The 24,242-nt window shown below is 73.7% G+C and carries 22 protein-coding genes; 19 read left to right on the top strand and 3 right to left on the bottom strand.

Annotated elements, in window-relative coordinates; translation table 11 throughout:
* Nucleotides 1-143 precede the first annotated feature (143 nt).
* Nucleotides 144-2,213, top strand: a complete 2,070-nt coding sequence (locus ACZ34W_RS02945; protein WP_329487683.1) for an APC family permease — start codon at nt 144-146, stop codon at nt 2,211-2,213.
* 314 nt (nt 2,214-2,527) lie between these two features.
* Entirely contained in the window at nt 2,528-3,883 is a 1,356-nt protein-coding gene (locus ACZ34W_RS02940) for a class I SAM-dependent RNA methyltransferase (protein WP_329492100.1), read from the top strand.
* A gap of 156 nt (nt 3,884-4,039) precedes the next feature.
* On the opposite strand, the gene ACZ34W_RS02935 is transcribed toward ACZ34W_RS02940, so the two are convergent.
* Nucleotides 4,040-5,107: a LysR family transcriptional regulator gene (locus ACZ34W_RS02935; RefSeq protein ID WP_465601105.1), complete on the bottom strand. Its 1,068-nt coding sequence runs from the start codon at nt 5,105-5,107 to the stop codon at nt 4,040-4,042.
* A gap of 412 nt (nt 5,108-5,519) precedes the next feature.
* On the opposite strand from ACZ34W_RS02935, the gene ACZ34W_RS02930 reads away from it, so the two are divergent.
* From ACZ34W_RS02930 to ssuE, 13 genes are all read left to right on the top strand, one after another.
* Entirely contained in the window at nt 5,520-6,536 is a 1,017-nt protein-coding gene (locus ACZ34W_RS02930) for an isocyanide synthase family protein (RefSeq protein ID WP_329487681.1), read from the top strand.
* Nucleotides 6,537-6,570: 34 nt separating this feature from the next.
* Nucleotides 6,571-7,380 (top strand): TauD/TfdA family dioxygenase, encoded by an 810-nt coding sequence (locus ACZ34W_RS02925; protein ID WP_359809404.1) that lies wholly within the window; start codon nt 6,571-6,573, stop codon nt 7,378-7,380.
* Between the two features lie 150 nt (nt 7,381-7,530).
* Complete coding sequence (locus tag ACZ34W_RS02920; RefSeq protein ID WP_465601101.1) at nt 7,531-8,769, top strand: styrene monooxygenase/indole monooxygenase family protein; 1,239 nt, start codon at nt 7,531-7,533, stop codon at nt 8,767-8,769.
* Complete coding sequence (locus ACZ34W_RS02915) at nt 8,766-9,941, top strand: LLM class flavin-dependent oxidoreductase (RefSeq protein WP_329487678.1); 1,176 nt, start codon at nt 8,766-8,768, stop codon at nt 9,939-9,941. Before ACZ34W_RS02920 ends, ACZ34W_RS02915 begins: the two co-directional genes overlap by 4 nt.
* Nucleotides 9,938-11,209 carry a styrene monooxygenase/indole monooxygenase family protein gene (locus tag ACZ34W_RS02910; RefSeq protein ID WP_465601096.1) on the top strand — a complete coding sequence of 424 codons (1,272 nt, stop codon included), beginning with the start codon at nt 9,938-9,940 and terminating at the stop codon, nt 11,207-11,209. The genes ACZ34W_RS02915 and ACZ34W_RS02910 overlap by 4 nt, the downstream gene beginning before the upstream one ends.
* The gene (locus ACZ34W_RS02905; RefSeq protein WP_329487676.1) at nt 11,206-11,727 is read left to right on the top strand and encodes a cupin domain-containing protein; all 522 of its coding nucleotides are present in this window, start codon (nt 11,206-11,208) and stop codon (nt 11,725-11,727) included. Before ACZ34W_RS02910 ends, ACZ34W_RS02905 begins: the two co-directional genes overlap by 4 nt.
* 59 nt (nt 11,728-11,786) lie before the next feature.
* Entirely contained in the window at nt 11,787-12,983 is a 1,197-nt protein-coding gene (locus tag ACZ34W_RS02900) for an MFS transporter (RefSeq protein ID WP_329487675.1), read from the top strand.
* A 125-nt stretch (nt 12,984-13,108) separates the two neighbouring features.
* A complete protein-coding gene (locus ACZ34W_RS02895) occupies nt 13,109-13,969 on the top strand; it encodes a sulfurtransferase (protein WP_329487674.1) in 861 nt (286 codons plus the stop codon).
* A gap of 132 nt (nt 13,970-14,101) precedes the next feature.
* A complete protein-coding gene (locus tag ACZ34W_RS02890) occupies nt 14,102-14,908 on the top strand; it encodes an SDR family NAD(P)-dependent oxidoreductase (RefSeq protein ID WP_359809392.1) in 807 nt (268 codons plus the stop codon).
* Nucleotides 14,908-16,269 (top strand): aminotransferase class V-fold PLP-dependent enzyme, encoded by a 1,362-nt coding sequence (locus tag ACZ34W_RS02885; protein WP_442906941.1) that lies wholly within the window; start codon nt 14,908-14,910, stop codon nt 16,267-16,269. The genes ACZ34W_RS02890 and ACZ34W_RS02885 overlap by 1 nt, the downstream gene beginning before the upstream one ends.
* 142 nt (nt 16,270-16,411) lie before the next feature.
* Nucleotides 16,412-17,260 carry an LLM class flavin-dependent oxidoreductase gene (locus ACZ34W_RS02880; RefSeq protein ID WP_465601089.1) on the top strand — a complete coding sequence of 283 codons (849 nt, stop codon included), beginning with the start codon at nt 16,412-16,414 and terminating at the stop codon, nt 17,258-17,260.
* Between the two features lie 169 nt (nt 17,261-17,429).
* On the top strand, nt 17,430-19,160 hold the full coding sequence (locus ACZ34W_RS02875; protein WP_465601086.1) for an FAD-binding oxidoreductase: 1,731 nt from the start codon (nt 17,430-17,432) through the stop codon (nt 19,158-19,160).
* 168 nt (nt 19,161-19,328) lie between these two features.
* On the top strand, nt 19,329-19,919 hold the full coding sequence (gene ssuE / locus ACZ34W_RS02870) for an NADPH-dependent FMN reductase (RefSeq protein ID WP_465601083.1): 591 nt from the start codon (nt 19,329-19,331) through the stop codon (nt 19,917-19,919).
* 92 nt (nt 19,920-20,011) lie between these two features.
* Here the strand turns inward: ssuE and ACZ34W_RS02865 are convergent, their stop codons facing one another.
* The gene (locus ACZ34W_RS02865; protein WP_329487668.1) at nt 20,012-20,200 is read right to left on the bottom strand and encodes a hypothetical protein; all 189 of its coding nucleotides are present in this window, start codon (nt 20,198-20,200) and stop codon (nt 20,012-20,014) included.
* A 233-nt stretch (nt 20,201-20,433) separates the two neighbouring features.
* On the opposite strand from ACZ34W_RS02865, the gene ACZ34W_RS02860 reads away from it, so the two are divergent.
* Together ACZ34W_RS02860 and ACZ34W_RS02855 are read left to right on the top strand one after the other, a co-directional pair.
* Nucleotides 20,434-20,670, top strand: coding sequence for a toxin-antitoxin system HicB family antitoxin (locus ACZ34W_RS02860; RefSeq protein WP_329487667.1), 237 nt, complete (start codon nt 20,434-20,436; stop codon nt 20,668-20,670).
* A gap of 29 nt (nt 20,671-20,699) precedes the next feature.
* A complete protein-coding gene (locus tag ACZ34W_RS02855; RefSeq protein WP_329487666.1) occupies nt 20,700-21,089 on the top strand; it encodes a fic family toxin-antitoxin system, toxin component in 390 nt (129 codons plus the stop codon).
* A gap of 103 nt (nt 21,090-21,192) precedes the next feature.
* Here ACZ34W_RS02855 and ACZ34W_RS02850 read toward each other — a convergent pair whose 3' ends face one another.
* The gene (locus tag ACZ34W_RS02850; protein ID WP_465601079.1) at nt 21,193-22,095 is read right to left on the bottom strand and encodes a GNAT family N-acetyltransferase; all 903 of its coding nucleotides are present in this window, start codon (nt 22,093-22,095) and stop codon (nt 21,193-21,195) included.
* A gap of 283 nt (nt 22,096-22,378) precedes the next feature.
* Between ACZ34W_RS02850 and ACZ34W_RS02845 the strand changes: the two genes are divergently transcribed.
* A complete protein-coding gene (locus ACZ34W_RS02845; RefSeq protein WP_329487664.1) occupies nt 22,379-23,359 on the top strand; it encodes an ATP-grasp domain-containing protein in 981 nt (326 codons plus the stop codon).
* Nucleotides 23,356-24,216 carry an ATP-grasp domain-containing protein gene (locus tag ACZ34W_RS02840; RefSeq protein WP_465601076.1) on the top strand — a complete coding sequence of 287 codons (861 nt, stop codon included), beginning with the start codon at nt 23,356-23,358 and terminating at the stop codon, nt 24,214-24,216. The genes ACZ34W_RS02845 and ACZ34W_RS02840 overlap by 4 nt, the downstream gene beginning before the upstream one ends.
* Nucleotides 24,217-24,242 lie beyond the last annotated feature (26 nt).

Here is a 24,242-nt window from a genome sequence, read left to right as displayed (position 1 = left end):
GTGTTCGTGGGGCTGGGTACGACAACCTGAGTGTTGCCCGCCTGCTCGTATCCGACACGCTAGCCGGTCCACCGAACACAGTCGCGACGAAGGGGGGGCCATAAGTCGGACCCCGGGCCTAAGAGCCCCTACGATTCCTTATCGTGCCTATGCCGACTGACCTTCCGAAACGCATCCTGATCGGGCGTGCGCTGCGCAGCGACAAGCTCGGGGAAACGCTGCTCCCCAAGCGCATCGCGCTGCCCGTCTTCGCCTCGGACGCGCTCTCCTCGGTCGCGTACGCGCCCGAGGAAATCCTGCTGACGCTCTCCCTGGCGGGTGCCTCGGCCATTCACTTCTCCTGGCAGATCGGCGTCGTCGTCGCCGTCGTGATGCTCGCCGTGGTGGCCTCGTACCGGCAGAACGTGCACGCGTACCCGAGCGGCGGTGGTGACTACGAGGTCGCCACCGTGAACCACGGTCCCAACTCCGGCCTGGTGGTCGCCAGCGCCCTGATGGTCGACTACATCCTCACCGTGGCGGTCTCGACCACCTCCGGGGTGGCCAACGTGGTGTCCGCGGTGCCCTCGCTGCGCGGCCACGAGCTGACCCTGTCCGTGGTCGTGGTCATCGTGCTGATGGGCATGAACCTGCGCGGTGTCCGCGAGTCCGGCAGCGCCTTCGCCGTCCCGACGTACGCCTTCATGGTCGGCGTGCTCGGCATGGTGGTGTACGGCGTGGTCCGGCACTTCGGCCTGGGGCAGGACATCCCCGCCGAGAGCTCCGGGTTCCACCTGCAGGCCACGCCCGGCAACGAGTCGCTGGCCGGCTTCGCGATGGTGTTCCTGCTGCTCAAGGCGTTCTCCTCGGGCTGTGCCGCGCTGACCGGCGTCGAGGCGATCTCCAACGGTGTGCCGGCCTTCCGCAAGCCGAAGAGCAAGAACGCGGCGACCACGCTGCTGATGATGGCGTCGATCGCCGTGGTGATGTTCATGGGCATCATCTGGCTGGCCCGCCTCACCCATGTCCAGATGGCCGAGAACCCCGCCGAGCAGCTGGTCGGCGCGGGCGACGGCTACCACCAGAAGACCGCGCTGGCCCAGATCAGCGAGGCCGTCTTCTCCAACTTCACGCCCGGCTTCTACTTCGTGGCCGCCGTCACCGGCCTGATCCTGGTGCTGGCCGCCAACACCGCCTTCAACGGCTTCCCGGTGCTCGGCTCGATCCTGGCCCAGGACCGCTACCTGCCGCGCCAGCTGCACACCCGCGGCGACCGGCTGGCCTTCTCCAACGGCATCATCCTGCTGGCGCTGGCCGCGATCCTGTTCATCATCGCCTTCGACGCCGACCCCACCCGGCTGATCCAGCTGTACATCGTCGGCGTCTTCGTCTCCTTCAACATGAGCCAGTCCGGCATGATCCGGCACTGGACCAGGCACCTGCGCACCGAGACCGACCCCGCCAAGCGCCGCCACATGCAGCGCAGCCGGGCGATCAACGCCTTCGGCCTGGTGATGACCATGGCCGTGCTGATCGTCGTGCTCGCCACCAAGATCAGCCACGCCTGGATCGCGATCGCCGCGATGGTCGTGCTGTTCGTGATGATGAAGGCGATCCGCCGGCACTACGACCGGGTCTCCGAGGAGCTGGTCGCCGCCGAGGAGCCGGACGACGTGGTGCTGCCCACCCGGGTGCACGCCATCGTGCTGGTCTCCAAGCTGCACAAGCCGGCCCTGCGGGCCCTGGCGTACGCGCGGCTGGCCCGCGCCCACACGCTGGAGGCCGTCACCGTCAACGTCGACCCGGTGGACACCGCGGCGCTGCGGGCGGAGTGGGACGAGCGCGGCATCGAGGTGCCGCTGAAGGTGCTGGACTCGCCGTTCCGCGAGGTCACCGGGCCGGTCCTGGACTACGTCAAGAACCTGCGCCGCAGCAGCCCGCGCGACGTGGTCTCGGTCTACATCCCCGAGTACGTGGTCGGGCACTGGTACGAGCACCTGCTGCACAACCAGAGCGCGCTGCGCCTCAAGGGACGTCTGCTGTTCAAGCCCGGAGTGATGGTGACCTCGGTACCCTGGCAGCTGGAGTCCTCCGAACGGCGCAAGCCGCAGAAGGCCTGGTCGGCTCCCGGCGCCGTTCGTCGTGGTGAGCCGCGGGCGCCGAAGGCCGTAAAGTCGAAGGCCTCCGCACAGCCCGACGACACCGCTGACAGCAGCAAGGACTCCTCCCAGTGACCCGCAACACCCCGCCCCGCTCCAACGGCTCCAAGGGCTCGTCCTCGAAGGGTTCCTCCGCGAAGGGTGCCCGCAAGGGCGGCGCCGGCAAGCCCGGGCAGGTCGCCCGGCCGCGCTGGGGCAAGCCCGTGCGCCCGGCCGCCACCGACCGCGACGGCTTCACCGCGCAGACCGCCCCGCTCGCGCCGGGCGAGCGCGCCCCGGAGCCCGAGCCCGAGCGCCCGGCCCCCGCGCAGGCGCGGAAGGAGAAGCCGGCCGACCGGTCCAAGGGCGGGGACCGCCCGCGCAAGCAGGCCGTCCGCCCGCCGAAGGTGCTGCGCACGCCGCGCGCGCCGCGGGTCGAGGCCGCCCCCAGGGGGCCCGGCGGTGACCCGCTGGTCGGCGAGCGCTACGAGGTCGAGATCGGCGCCGTCGCGCACGGCGGCGGCCACTGCGTGGCGCGCCACGAGGGCCGGGTGCTGTTCGTCCGGCACGCGCTGCCGGGCGAGAAGGTCATCGCCCAGGTCACCGAGGGCACCACGAAGTCGCGCTTCCTGCGCGCCGACGCGGTGGAGATCCTGGAGCCCGCCAAGGACCGGATCGCCCCGCCCTGCCCGTTCTCCGGGCCGGGCAAGTGCGGCGGCTGCGACTGGCAGCACGTCACCCCGGGCGGGCAGCGCAAGCTCAAGGTGCAGGTGCTCACCGAGCAGCTGGCCAAGCTGGCGGGCCTCACCCCGGCCGAGGCGGGCTGGGACGGCACCGTCGAGCCGATCGGCGGCAAGCTGCCGGCCGGGCAGGTGCCGGCCTGGCGCACCCGGGTGCAGTACGCGGTGGACCAGGAGAGCGGTAAGGTCGGGCTGCGCAAGCACCGCTCGCACGACATCCAGCCGATCGACCGCTGCCTGATCGCCGCCGAGGGCGTCACGGAGCTGGGCGTCGAGGCCCGCGACTGGCCGGGCATCACCACCGTCGAGGTGATCGCCGCCGCGGGCTCCTCGGACCGCCAGGTCGTCCTCACCCCGGCGCCGGGCGCCCAGCTGCCGCTGGTCGAGCTGGACAAGCCGGTGTCGATCGCCCGGATCGACGAGCACGACAACATCCACAAGGTGCACGGCCGCTCCTTCGTCCGCGAGCGTGCGGCCGGCCGGACCTGGCGGGTCAGCAACGGCGGCTTCTGGCAGATCCACCCCGAGGCGCCGGACACCCTGGTCGACGCCGTGCTGGCCGGCCTGGACCCGCAGTGGGGCGAGAGCGCGCTCGACCTGTACTGCGGCGTCGGGCTGTTCGCGGGTGCGCTGGCCGACCGGGTCGGCGAGGAGGGCGCGGTGCTCGGCATCGAGTCCTCCAAGCAGGCCGTGGTCGACGCCCGGCACAACCTGGCGGTGCTGGACAACGTCCGGATCGAGTGCGACCGGGTGGAGACGCTGCTGCCGCGCACCGGCATCACCGCCACCGACCTGATCGTCCTGGACCCGCCGCGTGCGGGTGCCGGGCGGGAGACGGTGGCGCACCTGGCCGGCCTGTCGGCCCGCCGGATCGCCTACGTGGCCTGTGACCCGGCCGCGCTGGCCCGGGACCTCGGGTACTTCCGCGAGGGCGGTTACCGGCCGGTCTCGCTGCGGGCCTTCGACCTGTTCCCGATGACCCACCACTTCGAGTGCGTGGCGATCCTGGAGCCGATCGCGGCCTAGTCGGGGCTTCGCGGCCCTGGCGGTTCTCGTACTTTCGCAGTGACGCGCAGGCGGTGTCCGGACGCTCCGGGTGCCGCCTGCCGTCGTCTGCGGGGGCGCTTCGGGGCGAGCGGGTTTGTCGGGACCCGGTGGTCGGCGCCGGCGCCGACCACCGGGTCAGCCGAAGGACACGCCCAGGCCGCCGGCCGGCCCGGTGCCGGCGGCGCTCTCGGCGGCCGCGCTCTCGACGGAGGCCGGGGGCGCGGCCGGGGCCGGCATCGTCCCGGCGGGAAGGCCCTGGTCCCGCAGCCGGCAGCAGACCTCCTGGAGGAGGGCGATGCCGGGCTTCTCCTGGTCGTCCGCGGGCCAGACCACGCCGAAGTCGCAGGGCACCAGGCCCTCCACCGGGCGGTAGCGGACGTCCGGGCGGGGGAAGAGCTCGGCCGCCACGGCGGGCAGGAAGGCCGTCGCCCCGTCGAAGGAGACCGCGGAGAGCAGCGACTCCACCCGGGTGACCTGGTGGCCGGTGTAGCGGACCCGGGTGCCGTCGGGCCGCGGGTCCATCGCCCAGAAGCTCCGCTCGGAGGGGGAGACCTCCGGGGCGAGGCCGACCATCGGCCGGTCGGCGAGGTCCGCGAGCCGGAGCACCGGCTGCCGGGCCAGCGGGTCGGAGGCGGCCACGCAGACCACCCGGGGCTCGGTGGTGAGGGGCTCGGCGTGGAAGCCCTCGGGCGCCGGCAGGTAGACGAAGGCGGCGTCGATCTTGCCGATCGCGAGGGCGGTGGTCTGCTCGACCAGGTCCAGGACGTGGAAGTCCACGTTCAGACCCGGGTGCAGGGTGGTGAGCGTGGCGATCACCCGGCGGGTGGCGGCCAGGGCGGCGGCGCAGTCGGTGAGCCCCAGCCGCAGGGTGGGCCCGTCGCCGTCGTCGGGCGAGTGCCGGGCGGCGTCGCGCAGCTCGTCCGCGGCGTCCACCACGTTCCGGACGAGCGGAAGCAGGGCATGCCCCAGGGGCGTCAACGTCACTCTTCTGCTCGTCCGGGTGAACAGCTGCACCCCCAGCCGGCGTTCGAGGGTGCGGATCTGCTGGCTGAGGGCGGGCTGGGTCAGGTAGAGCCGTGCGGCGGCGCGGCCGAAATGCAGCTCCTCGGCCAGCGTCAGCAGTGACCGCAGTTGGTGAACCGCCGGGTCGTCCACGCCGACCATCGCCGTTGCCTCCCATCGCCCCGGAGCTGGCTCCGCCATCCATCAATCATGCTAATCGATGGAGGATTGCGCGGAGCCTTGCGCGCGAGGGAAGCTGACAACGCCTCAGCGAGATCGCGGGAGAATCCGGTACGGCGTGGTCGGGGTGGCCGAAAACCGGCCGGCCGATTCTTTCGGCGTGCCCTGATCCACCCGCGCACGCGGAGGCGCAGTCGTCGTTTCGGCGAGAACGGCCGTCGGGGGCCGGGCGTCCACTGGGCACGACCGATCCTGAGGCTCCCGCCGGGAACCACCGAGCACCATCCCAGAAGCGGTTCCGTGCCGCCCGGCGCGGACACGAATTCAGGAGCGGTGAAATGAGTGTGCAGACAGGAATTCCACCCGAGTCCGCCACGTGCGGAGTGCATGATTCCGGCTTCGCGCCCGAACGGGAATGTTGTCTGGAGGAGTGTTGAACCACAACACCACGGGGGAGCCGTCCGCCCGGACGGCATCGGCGCGAGTACTCGAACTGCTCTACCGGTACCAGCGGATCGACGAGGCGCTGGCGGCCGAACCGACCGGACCGGCCGGACCGGAGGAGCCCGGCGGGACGTCGGGGAACGCGCGCTGCGACGCGTGTTCCGAGGTCCACCGGGCCAAGATGGAGCGCTTCACCGCGCGCGACGAGCCCATCCACTTCGTCGTGCCGGCGTTTCCGGCGAAGTCCCCGAACCAGGGCAAGGTGCTCGGCGCGCTGCCGGACCTCGGCGAGCACCTGGCGGTCGGCTTCCTGCAGTCGCTCTGCGACTACGTGCGGCACTTCTACGCGCCCGGCGCCCGGGTCACGATCTGTTCGGACGGCCACGTCTTCGGTGACGTCGTCGGGGTGACCGACGGGGCGGTGACCGCCTACCGGCAGGCCCTCGCGGACATGATCGGCGCCTCGCACTGGTCGGCGCTGGACCTCTACGGTCTGGACGACGCGTTCGGCAGCCTCGACTACCCGAAGATGCGGCGCGTGCTGGAGGAGAACTACTCCGCGACGCTGGACGAACTCAAGGAGAACGTCCGCACCGACCGGAACACGCGTGCGCTGTTCAACGGGATCCACCGCTTCATGTTCGAGGACGCGGTGGCGCGCCAGGGCGGCGGGACGACCCGGAACCAGCTCCGGAAGAACTCCAAGGACGCCGCCTACCAGACCATTCTCCGCAGCAACGCGTGGAGCCGGCTGGTCGCCGAGAAGTTCCCCGACGCGATACGCCTCTCGATACACCCGCAGCCGCCGCACTCGGAGAAGTTCGGGCTCCAGCTCATGCCGACCAGGGACGGCTGGCTGACCCCGTGGCACGGCGTGGTGCTCGACGACGGCGTCAGCCGGTACCTGGTCAAGCGGTGGGACGCGGAGAACCTCCAGGCCTCCGTCGTCTGGCGGGACGGCCGGCCGAGCCATTTCGTCGCCCCGCACCTCGCCGCCCGCCCGTAGGGAAAGCCCGTTCCAGAAAGGAGGACAACGCGCCATGACGACTTCCATTCCCTCGGCCGCGGAGCTGCGCCACATTCCGCTCCGGCCGTTCGGCCGCGTGGTCGAGGCTCCCGGCGGAAATGCCCGGATCGGCGACATTCCGGTGGACACGCTCGCCCGCTGGACCGAGGAATCGCGGGTCCTGGTGCTCCGCGGATTCTCGTTGCTCGGAAAGCAGGAATTCGCCGACTACTGCCGGCGATGGGGTGAGGTCCTGAAGTGGGAGCCGGGCGAGGTCATCGACCTGGTGGTCGAGGAGAATCCCCGGAACTACCTGTTCGCCAGCGGCGACGTGCCGTTCCACTGGGACGGTGCCTTCGTCGAGGCCGATCCGCGGTACTTCTTCTTCCAGTGCCTGGACGCGACCGCGGGGGCCGGCGGGGAGACCGTCTTCTCCGACACCACCGCCGTCTACCGGGACGCCGACCCCGAACTGCGCGACCTCTGGGCGCGGATCAGCGTCACCTACACCACCGAGAAGATGGTGCACTACGGCGGCGAGGTCACCGAGCGGCTGGTCGCCCAGCACCCCGGGACCGGGGTGCCCGTGCTGCGCTTCGCCGAGCCGCTGGACCCGGCGGTCTACAAGAACCCGGTGTCCGTCCACGTCGACGGCGTCGACGGCGCGCAGGCCGAGGAGTTCATCGCCTCGATGGCGGAGCGGCTGCACCGGCCCGCCTACTGCTACGCGCACGACTGGCGCCGGGGCGACATCGTGATCGCCGACAACATCGCGCTGGTGCACGGGCGCAACGCCTTCACCGGGCCGACCTCCCGCCATCTGCAGCGGGTCGAGGTCATCTGAGGCGTCCCGGGCCGGCTCCCGCCCGCGGGGCCGAACCCGCCGACGGCTTCCGTCACCCGTCACCCGTCACCCGTCACCCGTCACCCGTCACCCCGTCATCACCCGTCAACGCCGGGAGGCCGGCACTTCCGGCACAGGTGGAGCGAGAACATGAGTATCGGCATTGTGGGAACCGGGATCTCCGGTCTTCATCTGGCGTTGAGGCTACGGCAGTTCGGCATCGACGCCACCCTGTACACGGCCCAGGGGCCCGACGACATCCGCAGCGGTCCGCCGCTGAACTTCGTCACTCGATTCGACTCCACCCGGGAACGGGAATCCGCGCTCGGCGTCACCGAATGGTCGTCGCCGGCGTACGACAACGCGTGGATGCACCTCCACCTGGAAGGCCCGGACGGGTTCTCGTTCCGCGGCCGGCTGCCGAAGCCGGCCAGCTCGGTCGACTTCCGGATGTACCTCGCCGCGCTGCTGGAGGAGTTCCAGCGGCGCGGCGGGGACCCGGTCCACCTCAGGGTGGCCGACCGGGCCGGACTGGACCGGCTGGCCGCACGCCACGAGCTGGTGGTCGTGGCGGCCGGCCGGGGCGCGCTCACCGACGTCTTCCCCCGGGACGAGGCCCGCTCGCCCTACCGCTCGGCGCCGCGCCGGCTGGCCGGCGGCCTGTTCCACGGGGTCCGTCCGCCGGAGCCGGCCGGTATGACGATGCACATGGTCCCGGGGGCCGGGGAGATCCACGCCCCCACCTACCACTCCTTCGCCGGGCAGGTGACGGCCGTGCTCGTCGAGGCCGTTCCGGACGGCCCGTTCGCGGAGCTGACCGGCCGGGACCACCGCGGCGACCCGGACGGGTTCGCCAAGGAGGTCCTCGCCCTGGTCACCGCCCACGCGCCCGCCCTGCGGGAGCGCGTGGACGAGCAGGACTTCGCGCTGGCCCGGCCGGTGGACCTGCTCCAGGGCGCCGTCGTCCCGGTGGTCCGCCGGGGCTGGGCCGCCCTGGCCGGCGGCCGGTACGCGCTGGCGGTCGGCGACGCCTGGATCGCCAACGACCCGCTCACCGCCCAGGGCGCCAACCTCGGCTCCGAGCTCGCCTTCCTCCTCGCCGACGTGCTGCGCGACCACACCGGCCGCTACGACGAGGCGTTCTGCCGCGCCGCCTCCGAGCGGATGTGGCAGCGCGCCCAACCCGTCGTCGACTTCACCAACCTCTTCATCGGCCCGCCGCCGGCGCACCTGGGCACCCTGCTCGCCGCCGCCGCGGCCGACCAGCGGGTGGCCGACGCCTTCGTCGCCCACCTCGACCGGCCGGCCGCCATGTGGCGCGGCCTCGCCAGCCCCGAAGGCACCGACGCGTTCATCGCCCGGGCCCAGACCGTGAGGAGCGCAGCATGAGTGTCGAGGTCGGCCTGGTCTGGGACGCGGTCGGGCGGGTCGAGGACGGACGGGGGCTGCTGCACCTCGCCCGGCAGGCCGGGCTGGACACCTTCCTGGTCTTCGACCACCTGATGAACGTCTTCCCCCGGCAGGCCTGGGACACCGACTTCAGCCACGTCGCGGCGGGCCTGCCGACCCCGGACCGCTGCCTGGACTTCGCGACCGTGCTGGGCAACTTCGCCCCGCAGGCCGGCCCGGTCCGGCTCGCCATCGGCGTGACCGACCCGCACCGGCGCCACCCCGCGGTGCTCGCGCAGACCGCGCTGACCCTCGCCCAGCTCACCGACCGGGCACCCGTCCTCGGCATCGGCGCGGGAGCGCTGGAGAACCTCGTGCCGTACGGCGTGCCGCACGACCACCAGGTGGACCGGGTCGAGGAGGCGCTGCGCGTGCTGCGCCTGCTCTTCTCCGGGGAGGGCCCGCACGACTTCCGCGGCCACCACTTCACCCTCGACCGGGCGCTCATCACCCCCGCCCCCGAGGGCCGCACGCCCCGGATCTGGCTCGGCGCCAACCGCCCGCGGATGCTCACCCTGGCCGGCCGCTACGCCGACGGCTGGCTCCCGTCCGAGCTGATGGCCCCCGACGAGTACGCCCGGCGGCTCGACACGGTGCGCGCCGCCGCCGTCGACGCCGACCGCGACCCCGACACCATCGTCGCCGCGGGCGGCGTCCCGATCGTGGTGGCGGAGACCGACGCCGCCGCGCAGGAACTGCTGCGGGCCACCCCGATCCGCTTCCTCGCGCTGCACGCGGGCGCCCGGGCCTGGCGGCGGCACGGCGCCGCCCACCCCTTCGGCGAGGACTACCGCGGCCTGGTCGAACTGCTGCCGCACCTGCTCACCCGCGCCGAGGTGGAGCGGGCGCTCGCCGTGGTGCCCGACGAGGTGGTGGCCGACCAGGTCATCGCCGGCAGCCGGGAGACGGTGCTCAAGCGGATCGGCGAACTGCTCGACGCCGGTATGCGCCACCCCATGCTGATCCCCGCCTCGGCGCTGGCCTCGCCGGAGGCGGCCGGCTACACGATCGAGTCGATCGGCTGGCTCGCCGCCCGGCTGCGCTCCGACGCCGGCCCGGGTGGCGGTCCCGGCTCCGGCTCCGGCCCGGCCACCGCGGCGGTGTCCTCATGACCGGCGTGGGCATCGTCGGGTCCGGCATCTCCGGCCTGCAACTGGCCCTGCGCCTCCAGCAGTCCGGCGTCCCGGCGACGGTGTACTCGGAGCACGGCATCGAGGGGCTCAAGGGCGGACCGCCGCGCAACTTCCCCGCCCGGTTCGGGCCGACCCAGCAACGGGAGCGGGAACTCGGCGTCCACGAATGGGAGTTCGCCGACGCGCAGGTGCGGCACTGGGCGGTCACCATGCACACCGGCGAGCCGCGGCCGCTGGAGTTCCTGGCCGCCCTGCGGCCGCCGTCCAGCGTGGTCGACTTCCGGATCTACCTGCCCCGGCTGCTCAGCGCCTTCGTCGACCGCGGTGGCGAACTGGTGACCGGCGACCACCCGGTCGAGGAACTCGCCCGGCACCACGACCTGCTGGTCGTCGCCAACGGCAACCGGTCGGTGCGCCGGCTCTTCCCGGCCGACCCGGCCCGCTCGCCGTACAGCACGCCGCAGCGGGTGATCTGCGCCGGGATCTACTTCGGGATCGACGAGGAGGTGCCGCACTCGCTCGACATCCACTTCCTGCCCGGCGCCGGCGAGATCCTGCGACTGCCCTTCTACTCCCCGGCCGGCCGGGCCGACGTCCTCGCCTTCGAGGCCGTCCCCGGAGGCCCGCTGGAGTCCGCCGGCCACCTCGACGCCGACGCCGACCCGGCGGGCTTCCACCGGCACGTGCTGGACCTGGTCGCCGCGCACGCCCCGGGTCTGCGCGAGCGGATCGACACCGCCGGCTTCGCGCTGACCGCGCCGGGCGAGCTCGCCCGGGGCGCCATCACCCCGGTGGTCCGCCGGGGCTGGGCCCGGCTCGACGACGGCACCTGCGCGCTGGCGGTCGGCGACGCCTGGATCACCAACGACCCGCTCACCGCCCAGGGCGCCAACCTCGGCTCGCACACCGCCTTCGCGCTGGCCGAGCTGATCACCCGACACCGAGGGCGCTACGACCAGGAGTTCTGCCGCGACGCGTCCGCGCGCCTGTGGGAGCACGCGCGCCACGTCGTGGAGTGGAGCAACGCCTTCCTCGCCGGGCCCCCGCCGCACGTCGGCGCGCTGTTCGGGCGGGCCGCGGCCGACCGGCGGGTCGCCGACGCCTTCGTCGGCAACTTCAACGACCCGGTCGCGATGTGGCGGGCGCTGTCCACCCCGGACGGCGTGAGCGCCTTCCTCGCCGACTGCGAACGGACCGCACCGGCCGCCGCCGCGAGCGGCACCACGACCACCGAAGGAGCGCGATGACCTTCCCCGACATGGCCCGGGACGAGAAGGGCCGGCTGATCCCCGAGTCCGAACAGACCGCGGTGTGGCTGCTCGGCGGCCTGGCCCAGATACGGGTGCCCGGCGAGGCGACGGGCAACGCGTTCACCGTCGTGCAGCACACCGGCAACCGCGGCTACAACACGCCGCTGCACATCCACGACTACGAGGACGAGGTCTTCATGGTCCTGGACGGCACGCTGCGCATGATCTGCGACGGGCAGGAGCTCGTCGCCGAGGCCGGCAGCACGATGATCGTGCCGCGGACCGTTCCGCACGGCTTCGTGACGACCTCGCCGAACGCCCGCTTCCTCACCATCCACTCCACGCCCCAGCCGGATCGCAGGCCGCAGTTCGACCTGTTCCTGAAGGCGGAGATCCCGCACGCCCGGGCCCTGACGCTGCCCACCGAGGACGTGGGCGGCCCCGACCTCGACCACATCATCGCGCTGGGCACCACGTACGCGTACCGCTACGCGGGCCCGCCGCCAGCCCCCTGACGGCCGCTCCGGCCCCTCGGCCGGCCGGCCAACGCTCCCGTTCCGACAGAAGAGACACCATGTCGTTGAAGCTCCTTTCCCTGATGCTGTGCGTGTTCGGCATCACCACCGGCGAGTTCGTCATCGCCGGCATCCTGCCGGACGTCGCCTCCGACCTCGACGTGTCGATCCCCGCGGCCGGGCTCCTGGTCACGGCGTACGCCATCGGAATGATCATCGGCGGTCCGGTGCTCACCGCGCTGACCGCCCGGTACCCGCGCAAGCCGCTCATCGTCGGCCTGCTCGTCATCGTGATCGTCGGCAACGTCGCCTCGGCGCTGGCACCCGCGTACGCGGTGCTGTTCGTCGCGCGCGTCGTCACCGCGCTGGTGACCGCCACGTTCTTCGCGAACGCGATCGTGATCGCCGCGTCCACGGCCCCGGAGGGCAAGCAGGCCTCGACCGTGTCCAAGCTGGTCTTCGGGATGAACCTCTCGATGATGCTCGGCGCGCCCATCGGCACCTTCATCGGCGACCACTTCGGCTGGCGCGCCACCTTCGCGGTGATCGCCGCGGTCTGCCTGGTCGGCCTGGTCCTGGTGCTGCCGCTGGTGCCGGACGTGGCGGCCTCCACCACCAGCGCGGTGGCGGAGCTGCGGGTGTTCCGCAACCGCAACGTCCAGCTGGCGATCGGCATCACCGCCGTCGCCAACATGGGCCTGCTGATGGTGTTCACCTACTTCTCGCCGCTGCTCACCGACCTCACCGGCTTCGCCGACGGGGCCGTCCCGCTGCTGCTGCTGGCGTACGGGGTGGGCGCGGCGGCCGGCAACTTCGTCGGCGGCTGGCTCTCCGACCGCTCCCTGATGGCCTCCCAGGTCGGCCTGCTGGGCCTGCTCACCGGGGGCCTGCTGGTGATGTGGGCGGTCAGCGGCGGCACCGTGCTCACCGCGGTGATGGTCTTCGTGATCGGGGCGCTGGGCTTCTCCGTGATCCCCGGCATGCAGACCAGGGTGCTGACCACCGCCAGCTCGGCGCCGACCCTGGCGATCGCGGTGAACGCCTCCGGCTACCAGCTCGCGGCCGCCCTGGCCGGCTGGCTGGGCGGCCGGGTCATCGACGGCCCGGGCCTGCGCTCGGTCTACCTCGCGGCCGCCGGGGTCACCGTCCTCGGCATCCTGCTCAGCGCCTACGCCTGGCACCGGGACCGCACCGGTGGCGGCAAGGCGGTCGGGGCCGGTGCCGAGGAGCGGACGGCCGAGACCTCGCCGGCCTGACACCTCCGCCCGGCGGGGCCGCGCCCGGTGCGCCGGCCGGCCCCGCCCGGTCCGCTTCGCCCGGCCCCGTGCGGGGCCGGGAGTCCCGCCGGGGCCACCCGGCCGTCACTTCACGAGGGGCAACCATGGGTCGTGATTCCGTCCTGGTCACCGGCGACTGGGCCGAGCGCCGGCTCGGCACCGCCGGAGTGGTCTTCGTCGAGACCGGCAACGAGGACACCGAGTACCGCAAGGGCCATCTGCCGGGCGCCGTCTGGATCAACTGGAGCGAGTTCCAGGACGACCTGCGGCTCGGCGTCGTCGGCCGGGCCGGATTCGAGCGGCTGATGCGGGCCAAGGGCATCGGCGAGGAGGACACCGTGGTGGTGTACTCGGCCAACGCCAACCTGCTGGCCACCCAGGTCTACTGGTACCTCACCCTCTACGGCCACCGGTCCGTGCGGCTGCTCGACGGCGGCCGCCGCAAGTGGGAGCTGGACGGCCGCCCGCTGACCACCGCGTCGCCCGGCCGCCCGCCCACCGGTTACCTGGTCACCGACCCCGACCCGTCCGTCCGGGCGACCCGGGACGACGTCCTGGCCGGCATCGGGCAGCGCAACATCATCGACGTCCGGAGCCCGGAGGAGTACTCCGGACTGGTCTTCGCGCCCGGCTTCGCCGGGGAGGCCTTCGCGACCGGCCACAACCCGCACGAGGTGGCCCAGCGCTCCGGCCACGTCCCGGGCGCGGTCCACCTGCCCTGGCAGGACGTCGTCGGCGAGGACGACACCTTCCGCTCCGACGAGGAGCTCGGCCGGCGGTTCGCCGCGCTGGAACCCGCCCGCGGCACCATCACCTACTGCTGGGTCGGGGCCCGCTCCGCGCACTCCTGGTTCGTCCTGCGCGAACTGCTGGGCTGGCCGGACGTCCGCAACTACGACGGCTCCTGGGCCGAGTACGGGTCGCTGATCGGCGCGCCGGTCGAACGCGGCACCCCCGGCGACTGAGCCGCCCCCGCCCCGCCCCGCCCCGCCCCTCTCCTCCCCGACCCACCGCACGCCCCTGCCCGATTCACCGCACGCCGATCCTCCGAGCCTGAAGGGAGCGGGGCCGGCCTCGGACGGCCCCCACCACCAGCCATGAACGAACGCAACACGACGCAGCCCCCGCTCGGCGCGCCCGCCCGGGACCGGCTGGCGGGCAAGGTCGCCCTGGTGACGGGCGCCAGCTCCGGCATCGGCGAGGCGGCCGCCAAGGCACTGGCCGCACAGGGCGCGAGCGTGGTGCTGGCGGCCCGGCGGCGGAGCGAACTGGACCGGGTCGCCGGGGAGATCACCGCCGCCGGCGGCGCCGCGATCGCCGTCACCGCCGACGTCACGGTCGACGAGGACGTCGCGGCCGCCGTCCGCACGGCCGAGCGGCACTACGGCGGTCTGGACATCGCCTTCAACAACGCCGGGACGCTGGGCACCCCGGGCCTGGTCGCCGACCAGAAGCCGGAGGCCTGGACGGACGACCTCGGCCGGGTGCTCACCAGCGTCTTCCTGTCGATGCGGCACGAGATCCCGGCCCTGCAGCGGCGCGGCGGCGGAGTGATCGTCAACAACGCCTCGCAGCTGGGTGTGGTCGGGTTCGGCGCCGGGATCAGCGCCTACGTGGCCGGGAAGCACGGCGTGGTGGGCCTGACCAAGGCCGCCGCGCTGGAGTACGCCGGGGAGAACATCCGGGTCAACGCCCTGGCGCTGGCGACCGTGGACACGCCGATGTACCGCTCCTCGGTGGGCGGCAGCCAGGAGATGGCCGACATGTTCACCGCCCTGCACCCGCTCGGCCGGATCGCCAGCGCGCAGGAGGCGGCCTCGGCGGTCGTCTACCTGGCCGGCGACGAGGCGGGCTTCTTCACCGGCTCGGTGCTGGTCATGGACGGTGGATGGACGGCCCGGTGATGCCCGCCACCGCCACCGGGCCGGAACGGGCCACCCGCGGCGTACCGGAGGTCGTCGGCGGAGACCTCAAGGTGCCGCTGGTGACCGGCTCGTGGGTGCCGTACGCCAACCTCGACTACGCGGCGAGCACTCCGAGCCTCGCGGCCGTGCAGCACGCGGTGGACCGCATGCTGCCCTGGTACAGCAGCGTGCACCGGGGCGCCGGGTTCGCCTCCGCGGTCTCCACCCGGGCGTACGAGCGGGCCCGGGAGACGGTGCGCCGCTTCGTCGGCGCGGCCCCGGACGCCCAGGTGGTGTTCACCCGCAACACCACCGACGCGCTCAACCTGCTCGGCCGCGCGCTGCCCGCCGGCACGGCGGTCTTCCGGTTCTCCACCGACCACCACGCCGCCCTGCTCGCCTGGCGCGGCTCCCCGGTGTACCGGCTGGCCCGGCCGGCCACCGCGGCGGACGCCGTGACCGCGCTGGCGAAGGCGCTCGCCGGCGCCCCCAGGGGGCCGAAGCTGGTGGTGATCACCGGCGCGTCCAACGTGACCGGGGAGCTGTGGCCGGTCGCCGAGCTGGCGGAGGTGGCCGCCACCCACGGAGCGCGCACCGTCCTGGACGCCGCCCAACTGGCCGGGCACCGGCCGCTGGACCTCGCCGGCTGGGGCGTGGACTGGGCCGCGCTCTCCGGGCACAAGCTGTACGCGCCGTTCGGCGCCGGCGCCCTGGTGGGCTCCGCCGACTGGCTGGACAACGCCGACCCCTACCTGGCGGGCGGCGGGGCGACCGCCCGGGTCGCCGAGGAGGACGGCCGGGAGAACATCCGCTGGACCGGGCTGCCGCACCGGCACGAGGGCGGCTCGCCGAACGTGGTGGGCACCCACGCGATGGCGGTCGCCTGCCGGACACTGACGGCCACCGGCTGGGACGCCGTCGCCGCGCACGAGCAGGCCCTGACCGCCCGGCTCCGCGGCGGGCTGGCGGCCGTCCCCGGAGTCCGCCTGCTGGACCTATGGCCGGGCGGACACCCGCGGCTCGGCGTGGTCTCCTTCAGCGTCGCCCGCTGCGGCGACGCGCCCGCCGACCAGCGGCTGGTCGCCACGGCGCTCTCCGCGGAGCACGGGATCGGCGTCCGGGACGGCGCGTTCTGCGCCCACCAGGCGGTCCACGCCCTGCTGAGCGACGCACCCGGGCACCAGGGTGACCGCGCGCTGCGCGCCAGCATCGGCCTGGGCACCACCGCCGAGCACGTCGACCGGCTGGTGGCGGCGCTGGGCGAACTGGTCCGGCGCGGGCCGCGCTGGTCCTACGACCACCCGGAGGACGGCTGGCGGCCGGTGCCGGATCCGCGGCCGGTACCGGAATTCCTCCGATGAGCGGGAATTCCCCGGGTGACCCGTTACGGGTGACCGCGGCTCAGTAGGCTCCGACACCGGAAGGAGAGTGCCCGACATGACCGGAACACGCACGACCGAACAATTGGACCATTCCCGATCGCCCGCCCACCGATTCGGCGTCATGCTCTATCCGGACCAGCCCTTTCCGGTGCTCGCGCAGCGGTTGGGGTGGCTGGAGGAACTCGGTTTCGACCAGGTGTTCGTACCCGATCACAGCGCGGACCTGCGCGATCCGAGCGGCCTCTGGTTCGACAGCTGGTCGGTGCTGGCCATGGCGGCCGTGACCACCCGGCGGATCCGGATCGGCACCATGGTGGCCAACCAGATCCTGCGCCCGCCGGCCCAGCTGGCCAAGCAGGCGATCGCCCTCGACCACCTCTCCGGCGGCCGGTTCGACCTGGGCATCGGGGCCGGGCTGTTCCCCTGGGACCACCACAGCGTGGGGCAGGTCCCGTGGTCGCCCAAGGAGCGCGCCGAGCGCTTCGCGGACTACCTGGCGATCGTCGACGGGGTGCTGCGCGGCGGGATGTTCAGCCACCAGGGGACCCAGCTGTGGGTCAAGGACGTGGTGACCGTACCCGGTTCGCTGCAGTCGCCGCGGCTGCCGCTGATCGTCGGCGGTCAGTCGCCGACGCTGATCCGGGTGGCCGCCGCGTGCGCCGACGCCTGGAACACCCACGGCCCGCCGGGCGCGAGCGCCCAGGAGGTGCTCGGCATCACCGCCGAGCAGAACCGCCGGCTGGACCGGCTCGCCGGCGAGGCCGGCCGCGACCCCGCGGCCGTCCGGCGCGGGTACACGATCTTCGGGCCCTGGGACCCGAGAAGGGGGCGGCACGGCTACGAGGAGATCTTCGAGCGCTTCACCGGGGCCGGTGTCGCGGATTTCGTCCTGGACTGGCCGGGGGAGGCCCATCGGGAGGAATTCGAAAGGGTCGCCCGTGAGGTGATTCCGCCGCTGCGCGACAGCTGACGGAAACAACGCACACCACGGGGGATTTCACGACGCGATCCTGTCCCGCGTATCGGCCGGGAGGGCCCGGCCGGTACGCGAATGCCGTACGGGGGATCACAGGAATTCGGCAGTTCGTCGCAGACGGGCGGTTAGCCCGGGATTCGCGTGAAGAGAAGGTGTGACAGAGATGATCGAAGACGTGGCCGGCACGGCCACCACGGGGGCTTCGGACAACGGGGGTGCTCTGGACAACGGGGGTGCTTCGGACCACGGGAACGCTCTGCGCGACGGGGGTGCGGCGGACGGCGGTGGCGGGGCCGTCGGCGGCGGGGTGGCCGACGGCGGGACGGCGGCGGACCCCCGGCGGGGCCGAGGCGGGATCACCGTGACCAAGGCCGACCGCCAGTACGAGGACCTGGTCAGCGGCCTCAACCAGCGCTACGTCGCGGCGCCCGACTCGGTCCGGCTGGTGAGCACCACCGAGGAGGTCGTCGCCGTCGTCCAGGAGGCGGTCGACCGGGGCAAGCGGCTCGCCGTGCGCTCCAGCGGGCACTGCTACGAGGACTTCGTCCACAACCCGGAGGTCCGGATCATCCTGGACATGTCCGGCATGCACGCGGTGGGCTACGACCCCCGGCTCAACGCGATAGCCGTCGAGTCGGGCGCCACCAACCTGCGCACCTACCAGACCCTCTACCCGGAGTGGGGCGTCGTGGTCCCCGCCGGGTTCTGCTACTCCGTCGCCATGGGCGGCCACGTCAGCGGCGGCGCGTGGGGTCCGCTCTGCCGGCTGCACGGCCTGGTCGTCGACCACCTGTACGCGGTCGAGGTGATCGTGGTCGACGCGGCCGGCCGGGCCCGCGCGGTGATCGGCACCCGCGACCCGGACGACCCGAACCACGACCTCTGGTGGGCCCACACGGGCGGCGGAGGCGGCAACTTCGGCGTCGTCACCCGCTACTGGTTCCGTTCGCCGGGCGCCACCGGGCGGGACCCGCGCGCCCTGCTGCCGAAGCCGCCCGAGGAGCTCCTGGTCAGCGCCGTCAGCTGGCCGTGGGACGAGCTGAGCCGGGACGAGTTCGTCCGCCTGGTCCGCAACTACGCCGACTGGCACGTGGCCCACCTCGGGCCCGACGACCCGGCGCGGGCGCTGATCAGCCAGCTGGTGCTCAACCACCGCAGCGCCGGCCAGATCGGCATGCTCGTCCTGGTGGACGCCTCGGCGCCGGGCGCCGAGCGGCTGCTCGCCGGCTACCTGGAGCGGATCGGCGAGGGCGTCACCGTGGAGCGCGGCGCGCTGACCCGGCACATGGGCGAACTGCCCGCGATGCCCCAGTTCGCCGCCCCGCGCCGGCTGCCCTGGCTCCAGGCGGTCCGGATGCTCGGCACCACCAACGGGGTGCTCAACGACCCGACGCTGCGCGCCGAGTACAAGTCCTCCTTCATGCGCGCCGGCTTCCCCGAGGGCCAGCTCCACGCGCTCCACGCGCACCTCACCCGCGAGGACGTGACCAACCCGGACATCAGCGTGCAGCTGACCTCCTACGGCGGCCGGATCAACGCGGTCCACCCGGCGGCGACCGCGGCGCCGCACCGGGACGCGGCCTTCAAGATGCTCTGGCAGGTGTTCTGGAACGACCCGGCCGACGACGACCGCAACATCGGCTGGGCCCGCGACTGCTACCGCGCGGTCTACGCCGAGACCGGCGGGGTGCCGGTGCCGAACGGGGTCACCGACGGCTGCTACGTGAACTACCCCGACATCGACCTCAACGACCCGGGCCTCAACACCTCGGGGGTGCCCTGGCACGACCTCTACTACAAGGGGAACTACCCGCGCCTGCAGCGGATCAAGGCGGCGTGGGACCCGCTCGACGTCTTCCGGCACGGCCAGTCCGTCGAGCTGCCCACGGCCTGAGCGGCGGCCCGGGCGGCGGCTCGAAAGGCGCCCCCGGTGGCGGCTCGGATCGCGTCCCGGACGGGTGCTCGGCGGGGGCCCGGACGGGTGCCCGGTGGGGCCCGCTCCGCGGCCGGGCTGCCCGACGCCGTGCCCCGCCGCCGCCGTGACCCTCGAAGGAGCCTTCCGATGACCTCCCTGCTCGCGATATCCGCCAGCCCCTCGGCCGGCTCGCGCACCGCCGCGCTGACGGCCCACCTCGTCCAGCTCTTGGCCGAGGCCGGCTTCCGGACCGGGCACGTCCGGGTCCGCGACCTGCCGGCGGCCGAGCTGCTCGCCGGGCGGGCCGACAGCGCCGTGCTGCGCGACGCCCTGGCCGCGGTGGCCGCCGCGGACGGGCTCGTGGTGGCGTCGCCCGTCTACAACGCGGCCTACAGCGGTCTGCTGAAGGCCTTCCTGGACGCACTGCCCCGCTCCGGGCTGGCGGGCAAGACGGTGCTGCCGGTGATGACCGGCGGGAGCCTCGCCCACGCGCTGGCCCCCGACTACGCGCTGCGGCCGGTGCTGACGGCGCTCGGCGCGCGGTACGTCGTCCGCGGCGCGTTCGTCCTCGACGCGGCGGTCGAGCCGCGGGACGGCAGGCCGCCGCGGCTGGCGCCGGAGGCCGCTCCCCGGCTGGAGCAGGCGGTGGCGGACTTCCTGGCCGCGCTGCCGCCGGACGTGCCCGGTGGACTGCCCGCGGCCGGGCGGTCCGGGCCGGGCGCCCTGGCGCGGAGATGACGACGGCGGTCCCCGGAGCCTCCGGGGACCGCCGTCGCCGTCCTGGGGGTGTGCGCAGAGTCCCGCCGGGTCCGCGACGTTGCGCAGACCCCCTAGCCCTGGGCCTCGTCGGCGGTGTGCGGAAGGGTGATCCCGTGCTGGGCGGCGAGCCGCAGCAGTCCGGCGATCCGGCCCTCGTAGGCCTGGACGCCGTCGGCGTCCTGGTCGGTCCGGGCTGCCGCGAGTTCCTCGCGGGCCCGGGCGAGCTGCTCGCGCAGCTCCTGGTCGAACATCGCTGTCATTGCCGGCCTCCAAAAGGTCGGTGCCGCTCCGGGGAATGCGCGGGGCAGTTCAGAGTCTACGAAGGTGAAGAACTCTTCAAGTCCCGCCCGCCGCGTCGCCCGGGGTGGCGTTTTCCTGGCGTACGTGCCGTCGGATCGGTCCGCCGGCAGGCGGGCGGCGGGCGCCGCCGGGGCGCGCGACCCGGGCGTGTGCGCCCTTGTTGTGCTAGCACTTCAGCGCTAGCTTGAATTTCATGGGTAAGAAACAGCTCAACGTCCGGGTGGACGCCACCACCGCGGAGATGGCCCGGGAGCGGGCGGAGCAGCAGGGGATCAGCATGAACCAGTACATCGAGCGCCTGGTCCAGCAGGACATGGGCGAGGCCGGGCGGGCGTTCGTCGACGCCGCCGCGCAGTTCATGAAGGAGTACGAGACGGCCTTCCTCGCCGAGTTCGGCGAGCACGGAGACCTCCAGGACGTGCGCCGTTGAACCTGGAGGTCGACCTCTCATGGCTGCTCATGACAGCCGAGCAGTACACACCCGGTGACCCGCAGGTCACCGACTACGGATCGCTGCTCGCGGCGGTCACCCGCCACCAGGCCGAGATCTTCGACATCGCCGTCTACCCCGAACCGCAGGACCGCGCCGCCGCCCTGATGCACCAGCTCATCCGGGTGCCGGCCCTGGAGAAGACCAACGAACTGTTCGCCACCGCCGTCGCCTACGCCTACCTGGTGGCCAGCGGGTGCACCGTGGCGACCACCGCCCGTGAGGTGCGCAGCCTCGCCCGGGCCATCCGGGAGGGGCGGCTCGGGGTGTCCGGCGTCGCCGAGCGGCTGGCCGCCTGGGTGGTGGACGAGGCCGAGGGCGAGGACGTCAGCGGCGAGGACAACGAGGACGAGGAGTAGGCGCGGGCGCCTGGGTCTGGCGCCGGCCCGGCCGGGGCGCCGGTGGGTCGGGGCTCGGCCGGGTGGGCCCGCCGGTGCCGGCGGGCCCCTCGCTCGCCGTCGGCTACGCCGTGGCGGGTTCGCTCGCGGCGGGCTCGGTCGTGGTGGGTTCGGTCGCGGCGGGCTCGGCGATCAGGGCCGTCGCGAACGGGCGGAAACCCGCCCGGCGGTAGATCCGCGCGACGTCCTCGTCGGCGGCGGACAGGAAGACCGTCCGCACGCCGTTCGCCCGCGCGTGCGCGACCAGCGCCGCCGTCACCGCCAGGCCGAGGCCGCGGCGGCGGGCCGTCGGCAGGGTGCCGACGCCGGCCACCTCGGTGACCGGGCCGACCGGGTTGTGCTGGCCGGCGCAGAGCGCCGTACCGTCCTGGACGGCCGCGGCGAGCACGGTACGGCCGGCGGCGATCCGCTCGGCGATCCGCGCGACCGTGCCGTCGGAGGCCAACTGCTGGGCGGCTGCCGCCAGTTCGTCGGGGCCGGCCAGGCCGGTGGCGGTGCCCGGCTCGCCGAACGCGAGGTGCGGGACGGCCACCGCGCTCGCGAGGTCCGGGTCCTCGGCGGCCAGCACCCGCACCGACACTCCCGCGGGCGGCGCGGTCTCCGGCAGGGTGGGCTCCTGGTCCGGGCCCAGCACCAGCAGCGGGTGCTCGTGCACCGTCAGCCCGGCCTCCTCGACCGCCGCGCGCAGCCGCGGATCGTGCTCGGCCACCCACTCGAAGGCCTGCGGCGCGCCCAGCTCGCGCTGGCGGGCCAGCACGCGCAGGACGTGCTCGGCGGTGACCGCCGGGCCGGTGTGGCCGAGCGCCGGGCGGGCGTAGTACGGCCAGCCCTCGCCCTCGCGGACGAACAGGCTCAGCGGCCCGAAGTCCTCGACGCGGGCCGCGCTGCGCGGTACGGCGTCGTAGTAGCGCTCGATCTCGTCGAGGAGGGGGCGGAGGGCCGGATCAAGAGCGGCGGCAGAAGTCACGCGGTGCATCCAAGCAGGCCGGTCGGGTTCCTGCCAGCGATTTGCGGTCGGCCCGCCGTGCGCGGGGTCGGCGCGCGGACGGCCGGTCCGGGTGCGGGCGGCCGGGTTTCCCGGGCCGCTGCCGCCCACTCCGGGGGCCGGGCATATCGGACCGATTGTTGCCGAATGCTTACAGGCCGGGCGATCTTGTGTGCGGGCCGCGTGGCATCCTGGGGCCTTTACAGCTCCGCCGGACCGGACGGCGGGCGTCGGCACGGGGAGGGGCGAGGGGGATGACAGGCTCATGAGGCTCTGCTTTCTGGTCGAGGAGCACTACCGGCACGACGGCATGCCGCTCGACGTGGTGCGTCAACTCACCGCCTGGGGCCACCGGGTGGACGTGCTGCGGCCCGGGAACTCGCTGATGGCGATCTCCGAGGCGGTGCGGGCCGGCAGCCATGACGCCTGGGTGCTCAAGACCGTCTCCGGCGGACCCGGCCTGACCCTCCTGGAGGCGGCCGCCGCCGTCGGCCTCACCACCGTGAACGACGTCCGTTCCATCCGCGGCGTCCGGGACAAGGCGCTCGCCGCCGTGATCGCGCGCACCCGGGGCCTGCCGGTTCCGGTGACCTACGCCGCCGCCCGCTGGGAGTGGCTGGCCGAGATCCCGGCCGCCGAGTACCCGCTGGTGGTCAAGCCCGCCGACGGCAGCTCCGGTCGGGCCGTGCGGCTCGTCCCCACCCCCGACCACCTGGTCGAACTCGGCCCCGAGCTGGCCGGTGAGGGCCTGCTGATCGCCCAGCCGTACGTGCCCAACTCCGGTACCGACCTCAAGGTGTACTGCGTCGACGGCGAGCTCTACGCGACCGAGCGCTGCTCCCCGCTCCACCCCGGCCAGGGGGTGCGCGAGCGGCAGGTGCCGCTCGGCGGCGACGTCGCCCGGATCGCCGCACAGGTCGGGGAGGTGTTCGGCCTCGACCTCTACGGCGTCGACGTGCTGCTCGGCCCGGACGGACCGGTGGTCGTCGACATCAACGACTTCCCCAGCTTCCGCCAGGTGCCGGACGCGGTCGCCCGCGTCTCCCGCGCCGTGCTGCGGCTGGCCCGCACCGGCACGGCCGTCTCCGCCCCGGCGCCCGCGCTCGCGCAGGAGCCGTCCGGGCCGATCGCCGAGCCGGTCCGGCTGCCCGTCCAGGGCGCGGCCGTGGCCGTGGGCGGCGCGGGCCCGTTCGACGGCCTCGGACGCGCCGACCTCGTCAACGGCGCGGTGGGCGGAACGCTGTGAGGATCGGCCTGCTCACCCCCGACCCCGGTCACCCGCTGCTCGCCGCCACCGCCGCGCTGCTGGCCCCCGACCACCGGGTCGAGAGCCTCGACGCCAACCGCGACGACCTCCCGCCCGCCGACCTCCTCGGCCCCGGCCCGCTCGCCGACGTGTACCTGCTCAAGGCCCGCACCCCGCAGGCCCTGGCGCTCGCCCGGCACCTGGAGGAGCGAGGCGCCCCCGTCGTCAACTCGGCCGCCGCGACGGCGTTCTGCCAGGACCGCACGGCCATGGCCGACCTCGCCCGGCGGTCCGGCCTGCCGTTCGCCGCCACCCGCACCGCCGCCGCCCTCACCGAACTGCCCGATCCCGACTACCCGTTGGTGATCAAGAGCCGGCACAGCCGCCGGGGCGACCTGGTCGCCCTGGTCGACGACGCCGCCCGGCTGCGCGCCCTCGCCGAGGAGTGGCCCGACGAGCCCGTGGTGGCCCAGCCCTACCTCGCCGGCACCGGCTGGGACCAGAAGCTCTGGGTCGTCGACGGGCAGGTGTTCTGCGCCCGCCGGCGCTCCGAACTCGCCGAACCCGCCGGCGAACCCGCCGACGGCGGGGCGTTCGGCCCCCGCGAGCTGCCCGCCGACCGCGCCGGGCTGGCCCGCCGGGTCGGCGAGGTGTTCGGCCTCGACGTCTACGGCGTCGACCTGCTCGACGGCCCCGCCGAGCCGGTCATCGTCGACATCAACGCCTTCCCCGGCATCCGCGGCCAGGCCGGCGCCCCCGAGGCCCTCGCCGCCCTCGCCCTCCGGGTGGCCCGGCAGGGCGGCGGCCACCGCGTCCCGGCACCACGGGATGCGCGGCGGGACACCGCCGGTCGTTAGGCTTGAGCCCTCCGGCCGGACCGCAC

Source organism: Kitasatospora sp. NPDC022856 (genome assembly GCF_055561235.1).
This window is presented reverse-complemented; position numbering and strand designations above follow the sequence as displayed.